We start from the raw sequence: 14,003 nt of genomic DNA on the forward strand, positions 1-14,003 counted from the left end.
GGAATGGGCATGTCACGCCGACAACGCGCCGCGGCGGCGGTCCTCGCGCTGTGCGCGGCACTGCTGACATCCTGCTGGGACAAAGTCGAAATCAACGAACTGTCGCTCGTCAGTCTGGCCGGGCTGGACCGGGATCCGGAGAGCGGCATCTATACGGTTTACCTGCAGGTCATCAACCCGGCCACCGGCGCCTCCTCCCAGGGCGCCCCGGGAGGCGAGCAAGCTCCCGTCTATACTTACACGGCCAGCGGCAAATCACCGGGAGAAGCGCAGGCGTCCTTCTACAATGTCCTGCCCAGAAGAATGTTCCTCCATCACGCCAAGGCCGTCCTGATTTCCGAACGCGCCGCCAGGCAGGGAATGCGGGATTTCTTGAATTTCTCCGAACTTCAGCCGGACGCCCGGACTTCCATCCCGCTGCTGGCCGTCGACGGTTCGATCGCCGAAGTGATGCGAACATTCACCCCCCTGGAGCGGAACCCGGCGGATTCCATCGTTTCCCGGCTCGACCTGATGTACGATTTCACGCTCAAGGCCGGCCGGAGGATCGAACTCCGGGACGTCATCGAGCGGGTGGAAAGGGAAGAAATGGTCGTCATCCCGATCGTCGCCGCGACATCCAAGACAGGCCATCTCAACAGCTTTGATGTCAATGCGGAGATCGACGCGAACCGGAACCAGCTCAGGGTGAGCGGCGGAGCGGTCATCCGGGATTACCGGATGGTCGGCCGCCTGAACGAGGGCGACCTGGTTCTGTATCACGTGCTCACCGGCGAAAAAGGGCGGTTCGTGCGGCGCTTTCCGTTTCGCGGCGGGCACATCACGGTGATCATGAAGACCAAGCGCATGGAGCGGCGGCTGGACTGGAAAGCCGGCAAGCCCGTCGTCCGGCTACGGCTCCGGCTCGAGTTCTCCACCATCGCCATGAAAGAATATTTTCCGCAGACGCTGGATGAGCTCAAAAAACTGGAACAGCATCTGAACCAGGTCTTCGCCGAAGAGCTGAAAACCTTCGTGGACAAAACCCGCAGGAGGGGCTGGGATCTGCTCCGCATCCGCAGCCTGCTGCACCGAAAGGCGCCGAACCTTCCGGATCCGGATCAGGCGGCAAGCGAGGCGGAGATCAAGATCGAGGTCGAGACCCGGCTCAGGGGAATGGGCAACCTGGGCGGACTCTATGACGGAGCGGGGGGAGAGCCATGATTTCTCGCGCGCAGTTCTATCTGCTCACGGTAAACTTCACACTCGGCACCACGCTGTTCGTGACCATCAACGAGATCATACAGCGAGGCAAACGGGACGCCTGGATGATGCCCCTGTGGGCGGGCGCATACGGCATGCTCGCCGCGCTGCTGTGGATTCTGCTGCTCAGGTCTTCCCCGGGCAAAAGTCCGGTCCAGATCGCGCGGGAGGCCTGGGGACCCGCGGGCGTGATCGTCGGCATTCTCTATCTGCTCTGGTTCTGCATGATCGGCGCATGGGCGCTGCGCAACCTGAGCGACTTCATGAACGTGACGGTCATGCCGAGAACGCCGCCCACGATGTTCCATGTCATGTTTCTGCTCGTTGCCGGCTACACGGTGGCCCAGGGAACGGAAACGGTCGGACGGCTGAACGGGATCGTCACGCCGTTCCTTTTCTTCCCGTTCTGGATCAGTCTGACGCTGGCGACGGTCGGCTGGGACTGGGAACGGTTGCTGCCGGCGTTCCGGGACCCGTGGGCAATCTTGCGCTTTCCGGCCCTCCTGGGCTTTCCCTTCATGGAGACGTTCGCGCTGACGATGCTCTACCCGAAGGTCCGGTCGGGAGCCGCGGGCGCCCTGCTGCTCGGCGTGGCCAGCGCGGCGCTGTCGATCAGCCTGGTGATGTTCATGGTGATCGGGCTGCTGGGACCGGAACGCGCTGGCCGGATCCTGTATCCGATCTACACAGTCGTCCAGGAAGTGGAGCTCGGCGATGTGATCGTCAACATCCATTCCGTGCTGATCGTCATCCTGATCACGCTGATATTCATCAAACTGCTGGTGCTGCTGTATGCGGCATTCGAAACGATCCATCAATTGTTCCGGCCGGCCTCCCGCTGGCCGCATCTCGTGGCGCTCTCCATCCTGCTCTCCGCCGCCGCCGTCGTCATCTATGAGAACCCGATCCAGAACCGCATATTGAGTAACAAGATCACGATCGCCTACGACGTTTTCCATACGATCCTGATCCCCGCCCTGATGCTGCTGTCCCTGCGGCTCAGACGCGCGCTCCAAAGCCGCCCCCGAAGGAGATGACCGCGCATGTGGATGCTGTACGCCGTGCTGTTGCCGCTGATCGTCCTGCAGGCGGCGTGGCTGATCCGCAAAAAAATGTTCAGGGACACCGCCGTATTCGCGGCGGTATCCCTGTCCGGGTTCGGACTCTGGGCGAGCATCGCGTCCGGACGCCCGATCATCCTGAACGCTCTGATCGGACGGATCATCGACGCGGCGATGTCGCTCCTCTCCGGCTAGTTGAAACGCTTGCTCCACTCGCTTACCCTGCGGAAACTTTCCTCCTCGGACAAATCCTCGACGCGCGACATGATCGTCCAGCGGACGCGGAACGGGTCCAGAATGCTGGCGTAACGGTCCCCGGAGACAAAATCCATGGCGGGCTCGCGGACCACTGCGCCGTGTTCGACGGCCAGCTCCACCACCCGGTCGACATCCGGCACATAGAGGCCCAGCGAATAGCAAGCCGTGTCGTCTCCCGGCGGCAGCACCGTCTTGAACTGGGGGGTCGGCGCGCCGAGCTGCAGATAGCCGTTGCCGAAATCGATCTCGGCGTGGACGATCACGGCATCATCGCCGCTGCCGAAAGAGGTGGCGTTTTTCAACTTGGCGCCGAATACCGCTTCATAGAAGGCGATGGCTGCGGCGGGGTTGTCCACGATGATGAACGGTGTGATGGCGGTGTACCCATTCGGCGTGCCGTTTCGGGTATATTGCCCGGTGACGCCCTTGCGGCCGGTCTGTTCGGACATCTCGATTCCTCCCATATTCTGTGATATGTTCATGGTAGGCCATCGGCCGACCGATGGATTGTAAAAAGGCGACAGGTCATCGGAAGAGAACGGGGGATGCGCATGAGACCGAAACAAGACGGCGGTTCGACCCGCGGCATCGTGCACGCGGCCGCCGGCCTGGACAAGTCCTCGCTCAACCGCTACGTACCGTGCGCCGAACTTCAGCCGTTCATCGAGCATTACTGGATCGTCCGCTACAATCTTCCCCCCGGCGAGTCGTACACCCAGCGGATCTTGTCCTATCCGAATGTCCACCTCGCGTTCGAGCACGATGTCGACGGACGCCGGGCGCTCATCTACGGCGTCACGAAGCGGCCGTTCGTGCGCGTGCTGCGCGGAGCGTGCCGCGTGCTGGGCGTCAAGTTCCGCGCGGGCTGCTTCCACCCGTTCTGGCGGGACGATGTCTCCCGCCTGACCGGGAGGACGATTCCGGCAGCCGATCTGTTCGGCCCGGCGGCTTCCGGATGGATGGATGCGGTGCTGGACGCGGGCAATGACGAAGCGATGGCGCGGCAGGCGGAGGACTTCCTGCTCGCGCGCCTGCCCGATCCCGACGCGCAGGCCGAACAGGCGGCGCGCATCGTGGAACAGGTGATGCGCGACCGATCCGTCGTCCGGGTGGAGCAGCTCTGCGAGCTGACCGGGCTGTCGATCCGGCAGCTGCAGCGCCTGTTCCAGCGCCATGTCGGGGTCACGCCGAAATGGGTGATCCGCCGGTTCCGGCTGCAGGAAGCGGCGGAGCGGATCGAGAAGGACGCCTCGACGTCGCTCACGGAGCTGGCCTTGCAACTCGGCTATTTCGACCAGGCGCATTTCATCAAGGACTTCAAGGCCGTCCTCGGGCAGCCGCCGGCCGCCTACCGACAAGCGGCGGTCGGCCCGGCAAGCCGATAAAGCAATGACAGCGGACGCTTGTCCGCTGTCATTGCTTGTCCAGCCAATCGATGATCGCCCCGATCTCGTCATCCGTCAGCCGGTCCCTGAACGCCGGCATGCTGTTCCTGCCGTCCCGGACCACGGCGATGAACTCTTCCCTGCTCATCCGCTCCCCGACATTCCGCAGCTCCGGGCCGAAGCCCCCTTCCAGTTCGCCGCCATGGCAGGACATGCACCGGTTCATGTACAGCCGCTCTCCTTCGGCGGCCACCCGGTCCGCCTCGTCCGCCTTTCCCTGCCCCGTCCCGTTCCCGCCGCCTCCGCCGCATGCGGTCAGTCCGACGGCGAGCAGAAGCAGAGCCAGCCATCCTTTTCTTCCCGCCATTGCCGTCTCCCCCTTGTCCATGGCTCATTTCCACGTATTATACGGCACATGTTTCCACTCGGCAAACGAGCATCTTGTGAACGCGGCACCTTGGATAAAACACGCCCCGCATGCAAACAATGGAACCAAACGCACACGGCAGGGGATGGCGATGAAACTCTCCAATCATTTGCGGGAAAATCTGCGGCGGCTGCGAGCCGTCTACAACGATTGCGCCGACGTGGTCTTCCATGACATGGTCATCGGCGGCCACACCCCGGCCATGCTGGTCTATATCGATGGGCTCGTCCGGCTGGAAGAGCTCGACCAGCATGTCGTCGCGCCGCTCCGGGACGCTCCCGGCCCGAACCCTGCGCTGCAAGATATCCGGAATCAGACGACCGACGCATCCGTGCAAACCTGCGGCACGATCGAAGCCATCGTGGAGAAGATCTCCGGCGGAAATCCGGTGCTGCTCGTCGACGGCCAGAACGCGGCGCTCTCGTTCGGTTTGTCCTCCTGGGAGCAGCGTTCCGTCGAGGAGCCGAAGGCCGAGTCGGTGCTGCGCGGGCCGCGCGAAGGCTTCATCGAGACGATGCGGACGAACATCGCCATGCTGCGGCGCAAGATCCGGAGCCCGAAGCTGAAAGTCGTCACCCTTCACATCGGAACCTGTTCCCGAACCCCGGTCGCCGTCATCTATATCGAGGATATTGCACAGCCGTCCCTGGTCCGGGAAATGATGAGCCGGCTGAAGCGGATCGAGATCGAGGATGTGCTGGAAACCTCATATATCGAGGAATGGATCGAAGACAACCGGTATTCCCCCTTCCCGCAAATGCTCAGCACGGAGCGGCCGGATGTGGCCGGCGCTTATCTGATGGAGGGCCGCGTCGTCGTCATGGTCGACGGAACGCCCACCGTGCTGGTCGCGCCGGCGACGTTTTTCTCCCTGCTGCAGACACCGGAGGACTACTACGAGCGGTACGTGGTCGTGACGGCGATTCGCTGGCTGCGGTATTTCTTTCTCGCGATCTCGCTGCTCGGCCCGTCCCTGTATGTGGCGGTCGTGTCGTTCCATCAGGAGATGATTCCGACCACCCTCATGCTCACGATGGCGCGGTCGCGGGAACAGATCCCGTTCTCCGCGCTGATGGAGGCCATCCTGATGGAGACGATGTTCGAAGCGCTGCGCGAAGCCGGCGCCCGGCTGCCGAAGCAGATCGGCTCGGCCGTCAGCATCGTCGGCGCCCTCGTCATCGGCCAGGCGGCGATCTCGGCCGGCATCGTGTCCGCGCCGATGGTCATGGTGGTGGCGATCACGGGCATCGCGTCGTTCATGGCACCCCGCTTCACCATCGGCATTCCCATCCGGCTGCTCCGGTTCCCCATCATGTTCCTGGCGGGCATGATGGGCCTGCTCGGCATGATCCTCGGGGTGATCGTCATCCTCAATCATCTGCTCAATCTCCGCTCCTTCGGGGTTCCTTATATGTCACCGCTCGCGCCGATGCAAAGCCGCGGGCTCAAGGACGTGCTGTGGCGGGCGCCCCATTGGATGCTGAACAGGAGAGCCAAGCGATGAGGCGAAAGCGGACAAGCATGCTTGCGAACGGGCGGAGAACCGCGCCGGCCCTGCTGTCGTTGTTCGTCTGCGCGCTCCTTCTTTCCGGCTGCTGGAACAGCAGGGAAGTGAATGATCTGGCCATCATTACGGCGGCCGGCCTGGATCTGAATGAAGACGGGCATATCGAATTGTCCGTGGAGATCTATCTGACCTCGTCGAGCTCGGATTCCGCCGGCAGCCAGATGTCGGGGGCGCCCGATGGCAACAAAGGGACGTCGGTCATCCGCACCGTAACGGGCATCAACATGGCGGACGCGGCATCCCGGCTGCAGAAGATGATTTCCCGCAGGGTGTTCTGGGGGCAGGCCGATGTGTTCCTGTTCGGCGAGCGCATGGCGAGAGCGGGATTGGAGGCGCCGATGGACTTCCTGATGCGGCACATCGCGTCGAGGGAACGCGCCCACGTGTTCGTCTGCGACGGTCCGGCGAAAAATGTGCTGCTGCTCTCTCCGTCGATCGAACGCTCGGTCGCGGACGCGCTCGTCCGCATGGCCGAACAGCAGACCGGACTGAACATCACAATGATGGATCTGGCGCAGATGATGGTCAGCAAATCGAAGGCGGCGGTTCTGCCGATCGTGGTTATCCGCGAGGAGCAGGGCGAAAAGCAGTCCTTCCCGTATATCCAGGGAGTGTCGGTCATCAAGAACGGCAAGATGATCGGGCGAGTGAACGAGGACGTCACCCGGGGCATCATGTGGCTGCGCAATGAGATCAAGCAGGCGACCGTGACCGTCTCGCCGGAGCAGTCCGACGGGTACGTCTCGCTGCATCTGCACCGCAGCCAAACGCGGCTGATCCCGAAGATCGAAGGCGGGCGCTGGATCATGACCGTCCGGATCACCGGCCAGGACGACATCGTCGAAAACACGTCGGATCTGGATCTGTCGGTTCCGGACCATATCGGGAAGGTGGAAAAGGAACTGGAGAAAGTCGTCAATACCCGCGTCAAGATGGCGCTTGGGCAGGCCCAAAAGGAATTCAAAGCCGACATCTTCCAGTTCGCTGACACCTTCTACCGGAAGTACCCGAAAATCTGGGAAGCGAACGCGGACCGTTGGGACGAAATTTTCCCGGAAGTGGAAGTCCGGCTGGAGACGGACTTGCGGATCGCTAGACCGGGTCTGATCGGCAAGAACTTTTTCAGGCAGGAGCAGAGGTGAGCCGCGCATGAAGAAGCGCATGACGAGGGAGCGGATCGCCGCCCTCGTCCTGACCCTTGCGGGCGTCGCGCTGGCGGCCGCGCTCGCATACAACCCGCGGATGCCGGGACCGTCGCGGATGGTCGACTGGATGTTCCGGCCGGCGGTCGTCATGATCGAACAACTGAGCGCGAAACGGAGCGGATAGGCGCCATGATCGAAAAAGGGAAAATTTCCGCCCTTCAGATGGGCAAGATGATTTATCTCGCTATCACCCCCACAGCCATTCTCACCGCGTCGGGCATCTCCTTCAACTTCGCGCGGCAGGATCTGTGGCTGTCGCCCGTCTGGGCCTTCAGCGGCGTCATCGCCGTGCCGGTCGTGCTTGGACTTAACCGGCTGTTTCCCGATCGGAGCGTCATCCAGACCCTCCGGGACACCGTCGGCCGGCTGCCCGGCTTGGTGATCGGGGCCGCGCTCTGGCTGTACTATCTCTACATCAGCGGGATCATTCTGCGGGAATACGGCGAGTTCGTCGTCGGCGCCTTCCTGTCCGACACCCCGCTCATCGTCGTGCTCGGCAGCCTGGTGCTGGTGTGCGCCCTCGCGGTGAGAGGAGGGGTGGAGATCGTGGGGCGTTTCGCCGATCTTTTTCTCCCCGCTTTTCTCCTGCTGTTCCTGCTGATCGTGCTGCTCATCATCCCGGACCTGCACATCACGTACATGACGCCGGTGCTGGGAGATGGGATTCTGCCTTCCGTGAAAGGCTCGCTGGTGCTGCAAATCTGGTTCGGGGAGCTGTCCATCGCGTGGTTCTTCCTCCCCCATGTCTCCGATCGGGAAAATGCGAAGAAGAGCCTCTGGATCACGTTCGGCGCGATCATCCTGACGCTGGTGTTGTCCAACCTGGTGACGCTGCTCTTGCTCGGCGAGCTGACGGGCGGTTATTCGTTCCCGTTCCTGATCCTCGCGCGGTACATCGATCTGGCCGAATTTTTCGCCCATCTGGAGGCACTGTTCATGGCCATCTGGGTGCTCGGCGCCTTCGTGAAAATTTGCGTGTTCTTCTACATCACCGTGATCGGCGCCGCGGAGTGGATGAACCTCGCCGACTACCGGCCGATCGTGTTCCCGGTCGCCCTGCTGCTGACGCTGTTCGGCGTCTGGGTTGCGGCGAACTATCAGGAGATGACGCACACGATCTCCACGTCCCTCATCCCCTTGTCGTTCACGATGTTCATCGTCCTGCCGGCGCTTATCTATGCCATTGCCCGCATCCGCAGGCCGGGAAGCGGCAACCGTTACAGCTCCGGCCGAACGCGGAAGTAACAAACCTTCAACCTTTGATGAGAATCAGCCGTGCACCCGCCGCTTCCGCCGGATCGATCTGGACGGCGCCCGACGCGGACGAGCGGATGAAGCGGACGCCCCTCGCTTCCAGCGCGCCAGCGGCCGCGTCGGGATCGGGCACCGTGAGCACGACGCCCCGCAGGCCGTATCCCCGCCGGGTGACGAAATCTTGCAGCGGACTGTCCGCGGAGTTGGGCGCGATCACCTCGAGCTGCCCGTCGGACAGCGGAAAGAACACGCGGTCCCCCTGGCGGCTGGGGCAGACCGACTGCTCGCCGACGCGCCGAAGGCCATAGCCGTCGCGGAAGCAGGCCTCCCCTTCCTCAAGCGTCGGGAACACCACTTCCAGCCGGTCAATGCGCCCGTAGCCGAGCGGATGGGGATGCGGCGGCCCTGCAGCGCTGCGCGCGCGTTCTGTTCGACCATGAACACGGTCGTGCCCTGCCGGTTGATCGTCTGCACCAGTTCCAGCACCCGGTCGACCCACAGGGGAGAAAGCCCCATGGTCGGCTCATCCATGCACAGCACGCGCGGCTTGCCCAGCAGCGCCCTGGCCATGGCGACCATCTGCTGCTCGCCTCCGGAGAGGGTGCCCGCGGCCTGGTTCAGCCGTTCCCCGACCCGTGGGAACAAATCGAGGAGCCGTTCCAGGTCTTCCGCGACCTGCCGGCGGTCTTTGCGGAGATAGGCGCCGAGCAGCAGATTTTCCCGCACGGTCATGAACGGAAACAGGCGGCGCGCTTCCGGCACGGAGCGGAGCCCCCAGGCGACGAGCTGGGGCGTACCCCACTGCGTCGCGTCCTCCCCGGCGAGCAGCACGCGGCCGGAGCGCGGCCTGACGAGCCCGAAGATCACTTTCATCGCGGTGGATTTGCCGGAGGCGTTGCCGCCGAGCAGGCAGATGATTTCCCCGGGGTAAATGTCGAGGCACAGATCAAAATGCGCCTGCACCGCCCCGTAGAACGTGTTCACGTTTTCCAGCCTCAAGACCGCTGTCATCCCGCTTCCCCCTTTCACGCCTGCAACGACGGTTCAAGCACGGCGCCGGCGCTTGCGGCGGCGACCCCGTCCTGTTTTTTGCCGACATAAGCCTCGATGAGCCGCGAGTCGGAACGCACCGTTTCCGGCGTGCCGGACACGATCACCTCGCCGGCATCGAGCGCCACCACCCGGCGGGCGACCGCCATCACGAGCTCCAGCTTGTGCTCGATCAACAGCATGCTTTGGCCCCGGCGCTGAAGCTGCAGAATCACTTCCGACATTTCGTCGGTCTCCGTCGGGTTCATGCCCGCCGTCGGTTCGTCGAGCAGGAGCACCCGCGGGCGAAGGGCGAGGGCCCGCGCCAGCTCCGTCCGCCTGCGGTTGGCGTAGGAGAGCGAGTAAGCCGGCTGGTGAAGCCTCGGAAGCAGCCGGTCGCCGAAGAAGGACAGAATGTCCCGGACCTCCTCCGTCAGCTCGGCTTCCATCCTGCGGAAACGGCGGGGCTGGATGATGCTCCAGGCGATTTCCCGCAGCGCCGTCAGCACCCCTTCGCCCGGCCGGGAACCCGGGCCGGTCAAATCTTCAAGCCGCGTATGGGCGCCGAGCAGCACGTTTTCCAGCACGGCGAGATTGCCGAAGACGCGCCCGTTCTGGAACGTGCGGGCCAGCCCGCGCGCCGCGGCGAGATGGGCGGGCAGCCCGTCGATGCGCTGCCCGTCCAGCACGATTTCCCCGTCGTCCGGGCGGTCTTCGCACGATATCAGGTTGAACAGCGTCGTCTTTCCGGCGCCGTTCGGGCCGATCAGGGCGACCGTCTCCCCTTCCTCAAGCTCGAAGCTGACGCCCTTCAAGGCGTGCAGGCCGCCGAAACGCTTGTGTATGCCGCGCACGGATAACAGACTCACGGCGCCGCCTCCTTCACGTAGTGGAATTGAGCAGTCCGTACGGACGGAAACGCAGCATCCCGATCAGCAGAAGCCCGTACAGGATGTACCGGTATTCGCCGAGGAACCGGATCGTCTCCGGCAGCACGATCAGGATGACGGCTCCGATCACGGCGCCGCCCACGTTGTCCCGTCCTCCCAGGATGATCATGGTGAGCACCTGAATCGAGAGCGCGAATGTGAACGTGTCGGGCGCGATATAGGAATAGGAGTGGGCCAGCAGCACGCCCGCAACCGCCGCGAAGAAGGCGCTCACCCCGAACGCGATGGACTTGTACCGGGCCAGGCCGATGCCGAACGCCCGCGCCGCCACCTCGTCTTCCCGCACGGCGCGCAGCGCCCGGCCCAGATGGGAGCGCGACAGCCGGTACACGGCCCAGACGCAGGCGAGAAGCGCCGCCAGGTCCAGCCAGTAGACGCCGGCCGCGGACCAGATCTCGTAGCCGAAGAACGCGGCGGGCTGAATGCCGCTGATGCCGAGCGGCCCCTGCGTCACCGAATCCCAATTGAGCGCGATCAGGGAAATCGCCTCGCCGAGCCCCAGCGTGGCGATGGCCAGGTATTGGCCGCGCAGCCGGAGGGCCGGGCAGCACAGCAGGACGCCGATCACCGCCGCCACGACGGGCGATACGAGCAGCGACACGGAGAACGGCAGGCCGAGCCGACTGGTCAGGATCGCGGTAGCGTAGGCGCCCAGTGTCACGAATCCCGCGTGGCCGAGGGAAATTTGTCCCGTGGTGCCGGAAATCAGGTTCAGGCTGACCGCCATCAGGGCGAACACCCAGCCGATCGCCAGCACCTGCAGCGCATAAGGGTTCGCCACGAACAGCGGCAGCGCCGCGGCGAGCACCGCGGAAGCCGGAATCAGCCACCTCGGAAAACGAAGCGGGCGGCCATGGGGTATGAACGTGCCCGCGGTCGGCTCCGGATTGAGCGCCCGCCGCCCGGAGAGCAGCCCGTTGGGCCGGAACAGGAGCACCGCGATCAGCAGCAGCACCGCCACCAGGTTGCGGTAGCTGGAACCGAGCCATTCCACGCTGAACGTCTCCGCGATGCCGAGCACATAGGCGCCGAGAATGGCGCCCGGCACGTTCCCGAGTCCGCCGAGCAGCGCGGCGGTCGTTCCCTTGAGGGTGGCCGAGGCGCCCATCGTCGGGTAAATGTTGCTGAAGTACAGCCCGACCAACAGTCTGCTGAGGCCGGCGAAAGCGCCGGAGAGCGCGAAGGAATACCGGTTTACCCGGTTGACGTTGATCCCCATCTGCAATGCCGCGTCGCGGTCCTGGGCCGTCGCCCGCACCGCCCAGCCCGCGCGGCTGCGGTACAGGAACAGATGGAGCAGAAGCGCCGTGCCGACCCCGCACGCCAGAATGAACAGATCGAGCAGCGACACCGTGCCCGCCCCCAGCCGGATGTGCCATTGCGGCAGCGGATTGGGAAGCGCCTGCGTCTGGGGCCCCCAGATCACCTGGGCGGCGTTGTCGATGATGAGCCCGGCGGCGATGGTCGTCAGCAGCAGGATCGTGCTGCCGGCCCGGGCGAACGGCCGGACCGCCAGCCGCTCCAGCGCCAGACCGAGCAGGGCGCTGCCGGCCAGCACGAGCAAGATCACGGGAACGAGCGGCCAGTGCAGCCAGGTTATCGCCATCCACCCGATATAGGCGCCCGCCATATACACCGAACCGTGGGCAAAGTTGACCACGCCGGCCACGCCGTAAATCTGCGTGATGCCGATCGCGGTCAGCATGTACAAGTTGCCGATCACCAGGCCGTAATCAACTGATCGAACATGGCCGTTCTTCCGTCTCCTTCTCATCCGGGATTCGTCAAGGCTGCCAGAGCGCCTGCTGGAACAAAACGAGGTCGTGCGCCGCGAGGTGTTCCCGACCGTCCCGGTGACCGTGGAATATTCGCTCACCGAGAAAGGCCGGGATTTTCATAGATCCGCCGTCCCGCCGCGCAATGCTTCACGGAAGACGATCTTGCACAGAACCGCAAGTTCCATCTCCCCGAACGAGTCGTATAGCGCTTCTTACGCCTCTCCGTACAGACAGCCGCTCTCTACGTCGCCCGATTGCTCGAGCAAGCGTAGCGAAGCATGGGATGAAAAACCGCCCGCAGGCGAGGGAACGCGATGGACAAAACAAAATTTTGAACAAACAGCACGCTTCGAGGGTGATCGACTTTTTCCGGCCGTGCAAGTTATCATGGCCTTCATGCTATAATCGTGTTGGAACCTATATGAATGGGGCGATCCGCAATGTCTGCCGATATCCGGTGGAAGCAAAGATACGAAAATTTTGACAAAGCACTGGACAAGCTCGTGCAAGCGTTGACTGCAGAGCATTTGTCCGAGCTGGAGAGAGCCGGTGCAATTCAATACTATCAATTTACTTTTGAACTCGCCTGGAAAACATTGAAAGATTACATGGAAGAACGCGGCATCGATGCCAAGTTCCCGCGGGATGTCATCAAAGAGGCGTTCCGGTATGGCCTGATCGAAGACGGTGAACTCTGGCTGGATATGTTGCAAAAGCGGAATGTAATGGCGCACACCTACGATGAGAGCATGGCGGAATTGGCATTTGGGCTCATTCGTGACCGCTTTACAGCTGCTTTGAAACAAGTGCACGGCCGGCTGGGGATGGATCGATGAACACCTATGGCGTATCGCCGGAGTCTTTTCGGCTGATGTTGGAATCCTTCAGCAAGTATCCGCAGATTCGCGAAGTGGTTCTGTTTGGCAGCAGAGCCAAAGGAACTTACAAGAAGGGCAGCGACATTGACCTGGCCATCAAAGGCGACCGGCCGTTGCCCGATGTGGCCCTGAATTTGCAAGCGTGGTTGAACGAGGAACTTCCCATCCCCTACAAGGTGGATGTCGTGGACTATCATTCGCTGTCCCGCCAAAACCTCATCGAACACATTGATCGCGTCGGCATCAGCATCTATAAAAATGACTGCCGACAGGGTTTGTCGACAGTCAACAAATTCAAGCCAAATTGACGGCGCGGATCTTGTCCGGATCGACCTTCGGCTTGCGGCCTTCGGTCAAGAGGCCGTTCGTCTCCTGCTGCACGTCCGTGATCTGCGTGTAGCAGAACCCGCAGACGTAGGGCGTGGCCTTGATCGCGTTCGTAATCTTGCGATAGCGCTCGATAAACTCCTCTTCGTCCTTGACGTGGTTGCCGTAGCCCCACCCGGCATCCGTCTTGAAGGCGATGCCGCCGTATTTGCTGATGATGACCGGCTGGCCGCGGTATTCGTACCCTCGCGCGAAGGCGTAACGGCCGTTGTTGAACGGAATGCGGTTGCCGAGAATGTCGTCCCGCAGGCTGTACCGCGCCAGGAAGCGGTCCCCGTCCTCTTCGTAATCGTGCAGCGTGATGATGTCGGACACGGTGTGCTCCCAGCCGTCGTTCACCACGACCGGGCGGTACGGATCGAGCGCCTTGGTCAGATGGTAGATCGACTCGGTAAAGTGCTGCTGCTTCCGGTCCGTAAAGACTTGCGCTTCAGATTCGGCCTCGCGACCGACACCCTTGCCCTCGGCTAATGGTAGGCGCTCGCCAGCCCCCATTCCGGACTTTCACCGTAGAGATGACGCCCATGCCGGGCGTACAGCGCACGAAAAAGCCCGATCCGGGGGATCGGGCTAGATTCGAAC

15 protein-coding genes and 3 pseudogenes are annotated in these 14,003 nt (G+C 62.9%); 11 read left to right on the forward strand and 7 right to left on the reverse strand.

The annotated features are described in order from the left end of the window. The first annotated feature begins 9 nt into the window (after positions 1–9). Genes THECO_RS13530 through THECO_RS13540 form a run of 3 tightly spaced genes read left to right on the forward strand, consistent with a single transcriptional unit; the run spans position 10 to position 2,498 of the window. Positions 10–1,203, forward strand: coding sequence for a Ger(x)C family spore germination protein (locus THECO_RS13530; protein WP_015255615.1), 1,194 nt, complete (start codon positions 10–12; stop codon positions 1,201–1,203). Continuing rightward, positions 1,200–2,279: a GerAB/ArcD/ProY family transporter gene (locus tag THECO_RS13535; protein WP_015255616.1), complete on the forward strand. Its 1,080-nt coding sequence runs from the start codon at positions 1,200–1,202 to the stop codon at positions 2,277–2,279. Before THECO_RS13530 ends, THECO_RS13535 begins: the two co-directional genes overlap by 4 nt. Before the next feature lie 6 nt (positions 2,280–2,285). Then, positions 2,286–2,498, forward strand: a complete 213-nt coding sequence (locus tag THECO_RS13540; RefSeq protein ID WP_015255617.1) for a hypothetical protein — start codon at positions 2,286–2,288, stop codon at positions 2,496–2,498. On the opposite strand, the gene THECO_RS13545 is transcribed toward THECO_RS13540, so the two are convergent. Further along, the gene (locus THECO_RS13545) at positions 2,495–3,010 is read right to left on the reverse strand and encodes a VOC family protein (protein ID WP_015255618.1); all 516 of its coding nucleotides are present in this window, start codon (positions 3,008–3,010) and stop codon (positions 2,495–2,497) included. The genes THECO_RS13540 and THECO_RS13545 overlap by 4 nt on opposite strands. Positions 3,011–3,112: 102 nt before the next feature. On the opposite strand from THECO_RS13545, the gene THECO_RS13550 reads away from it, so the two are divergent. After that, the gene (locus THECO_RS13550; protein ID WP_015255619.1) at positions 3,113–3,946 is read left to right on the forward strand and encodes a helix-turn-helix domain-containing protein; all 834 of its coding nucleotides are present in this window, start codon (positions 3,113–3,115) and stop codon (positions 3,944–3,946) included. A gap of 28 nt (positions 3,947–3,974) precedes the next feature. Here THECO_RS13550 and THECO_RS13555 read toward each other — a convergent pair whose 3' ends face one another. Next, positions 3,975–4,313: a c-type cytochrome gene (locus tag THECO_RS13555; RefSeq protein WP_015255620.1), complete on the reverse strand. Its 339-nt coding sequence runs from the start codon at positions 4,311–4,313 to the stop codon at positions 3,975–3,977. Between the two features lie 151 nt (positions 4,314–4,464). On the opposite strand from THECO_RS13555, the gene THECO_RS13560 reads away from it, so the two are divergent. The 4 genes from THECO_RS13560 to THECO_RS13575 are packed head-to-tail and all read left to right on the forward strand — an operon-like array spanning position 4,465 to position 8,390. Continuing rightward, positions 4,465–5,877, forward strand: a complete 1,413-nt coding sequence (locus tag THECO_RS13560) for a spore germination protein (RefSeq protein WP_015255621.1) — start codon at positions 4,465–4,467, stop codon at positions 5,875–5,877. Then, positions 5,874–7,082 (forward strand): Ger(x)C family spore germination protein, encoded by a 1,209-nt coding sequence (locus THECO_RS13565; protein ID WP_015255622.1) that lies wholly within the window; start codon positions 5,874–5,876, stop codon positions 7,080–7,082. Before THECO_RS13560 ends, THECO_RS13565 begins: the two co-directional genes overlap by 4 nt. 7 nt (positions 7,083–7,089) lie before the next feature. Next, a complete protein-coding gene (locus THECO_RS13570) occupies positions 7,090–7,269 on the forward strand; it encodes a hypothetical protein (protein ID WP_015255623.1) in 180 nt (59 codons plus the stop codon). Between the two features lie 5 nt (positions 7,270–7,274). Beyond that, positions 7,275–8,390, forward strand: a complete 1,116-nt coding sequence (locus THECO_RS13575; protein ID WP_015255624.1) for a GerAB/ArcD/ProY family transporter — start codon at positions 7,275–7,277, stop codon at positions 8,388–8,390. A gap of 7 nt (positions 8,391–8,397) precedes the next feature. On the opposite strand, the pseudogene THECO_RS21460 reads toward THECO_RS13575, so the two are convergent. The 4 genes and pseudogenes from THECO_RS21460 to THECO_RS13595 form a co-directional block, all read right to left on the reverse strand. Then, a pseudogene (locus THECO_RS21460) lies at positions 8,398–8,697 on the reverse strand (VOC family protein); the annotation flags it as partial. Further along, positions 8,613–9,410: an ABC transporter ATP-binding protein gene (locus tag THECO_RS13585; RefSeq protein WP_015255625.1), complete on the reverse strand. Its 798-nt coding sequence runs from the start codon at positions 9,408–9,410 to the stop codon at positions 8,613–8,615. The pseudogene THECO_RS21460 and the gene THECO_RS13585, both read right to left, overlap by 85 nt. Positions 9,411–9,424: 14 nt before the next feature. After that, on the reverse strand, positions 9,425–10,297 hold the full coding sequence (locus THECO_RS13590) for an ABC transporter ATP-binding protein (RefSeq protein ID WP_015255626.1): 873 nt from the start codon (positions 10,295–10,297) through the stop codon (positions 9,425–9,427). A gap of 13 nt (positions 10,298–10,310) precedes the next feature. Beyond that, positions 10,311–12,152, reverse strand: coding sequence for an ABC transporter permease (locus THECO_RS13595; protein WP_052835906.1), 1,842 nt, complete (start codon positions 12,150–12,152; stop codon positions 10,311–10,313). Between the two features lie 25 nt (positions 12,153–12,177). Here THECO_RS13595 and THECO_RS21180 point away from each other — a divergent pair. The 3 genes and pseudogenes from THECO_RS21180 to THECO_RS13605 form a co-directional block, all read left to right on the forward strand. Further along, a pseudogene (locus tag THECO_RS21180) lies at positions 12,178–12,273 on the forward strand (winged helix-turn-helix transcriptional regulator); the annotation flags it as partial. A 323-nt stretch (positions 12,274–12,596) separates the two neighbouring features. Next, positions 12,597–12,992 carry a nucleotidyltransferase substrate binding protein gene (locus THECO_RS13600; RefSeq protein ID WP_041853919.1) on the forward strand — a complete coding sequence of 132 codons (396 nt, stop codon included), beginning with the start codon at positions 12,597–12,599 and terminating at the stop codon, positions 12,990–12,992. Next, positions 12,989–13,342: a nucleotidyltransferase family protein gene (locus THECO_RS13605; protein ID WP_015255629.1), complete on the forward strand. Its 354-nt coding sequence runs from the start codon at positions 12,989–12,991 to the stop codon at positions 13,340–13,342. Before THECO_RS13600 ends, THECO_RS13605 begins: the two co-directional genes overlap by 4 nt. On the opposite strand, the pseudogene THECO_RS13610 reads toward THECO_RS13605, so the two are convergent. After that, positions 13,329–13,850, reverse strand: a pseudogene (locus tag THECO_RS13610) (glycoside hydrolase family 2); the annotation flags it as partial. The gene THECO_RS13605 and the pseudogene THECO_RS13610 sit on opposite strands and share 14 nt — an antisense overlap. Positions 13,851–14,003 lie beyond the last annotated feature (153 nt).

The sequence above is a fragment of the Thermobacillus composti KWC4 genome, assembly GCF_000227705.2.
GTDB lineage: Bacteria > Bacillota > Bacilli > Paenibacillales > Paenibacillaceae > Thermobacillus > Thermobacillus xylanilyticus.

Coding starts and splice junctions, on each gene's coding strand:
- THECO_RS13530 (WP_015255615.1), top strand. CDS start 10: ATGTCACGCCGACAACGCGCCGCGGCGGCGGTCCTCGCGCTGTGCGCG.
- THECO_RS13535 (WP_015255616.1), top strand. CDS start 1,200: ATGATTTCTCGCGCGCAGTTCTATCTGCTCACGGTAAACTTCACACTC.
- THECO_RS13540 (WP_015255617.1), top strand. CDS start 2,286: ATGTGGATGCTGTACGCCGTGCTGTTGCCGCTGATCGTCCTGCAGGCG.
- THECO_RS13545 (WP_015255618.1), bottom strand. CDS start 3,010: ATGTCCGAACAGACCGGCCGCAAGGGCGTCACCGGGCAATATACCCGA.
- THECO_RS13550 (WP_015255619.1), top strand. CDS start 3,113: ATGAGACCGAAACAAGACGGCGGTTCGACCCGCGGCATCGTGCACGCG.
- THECO_RS13555 (WP_015255620.1), bottom strand. CDS start 4,313: ATGGCGGGAAGAAAAGGATGGCTGGCTCTGCTTCTGCTCGCCGTCGGA.
- THECO_RS13560 (WP_015255621.1), top strand. CDS start 4,465: ATGAAACTCTCCAATCATTTGCGGGAAAATCTGCGGCGGCTGCGAGCC.
- THECO_RS13565 (WP_015255622.1), top strand. CDS start 5,874: ATGAGGCGAAAGCGGACAAGCATGCTTGCGAACGGGCGGAGAACCGCG.
- THECO_RS13570 (WP_015255623.1), top strand. CDS start 7,090: ATGAAGAAGCGCATGACGAGGGAGCGGATCGCCGCCCTCGTCCTGACC.
- THECO_RS13575 (WP_015255624.1), top strand. CDS start 7,275: ATGATCGAAAAAGGGAAAATTTCCGCCCTTCAGATGGGCAAGATGATT.
- THECO_RS13585 (WP_015255625.1), bottom strand. CDS start 9,410: ATGACAGCGGTCTTGAGGCTGGAAAACGTGAACACGTTCTACGGGGCG.
- THECO_RS13595 (WP_052835906.1), bottom strand. CDS start 12,152: ATGAGAAGGAGACGGAAGAACGGCCATGTTCGATCAGTTGATTACGGC.
- THECO_RS13600 (WP_041853919.1), top strand. CDS start 12,597: ATGTCTGCCGATATCCGGTGGAAGCAAAGATACGAAAATTTTGACAAA.
- THECO_RS13605 (WP_015255629.1), top strand. CDS start 12,989: ATGAACACCTATGGCGTATCGCCGGAGTCTTTTCGGCTGATGTTGGAA.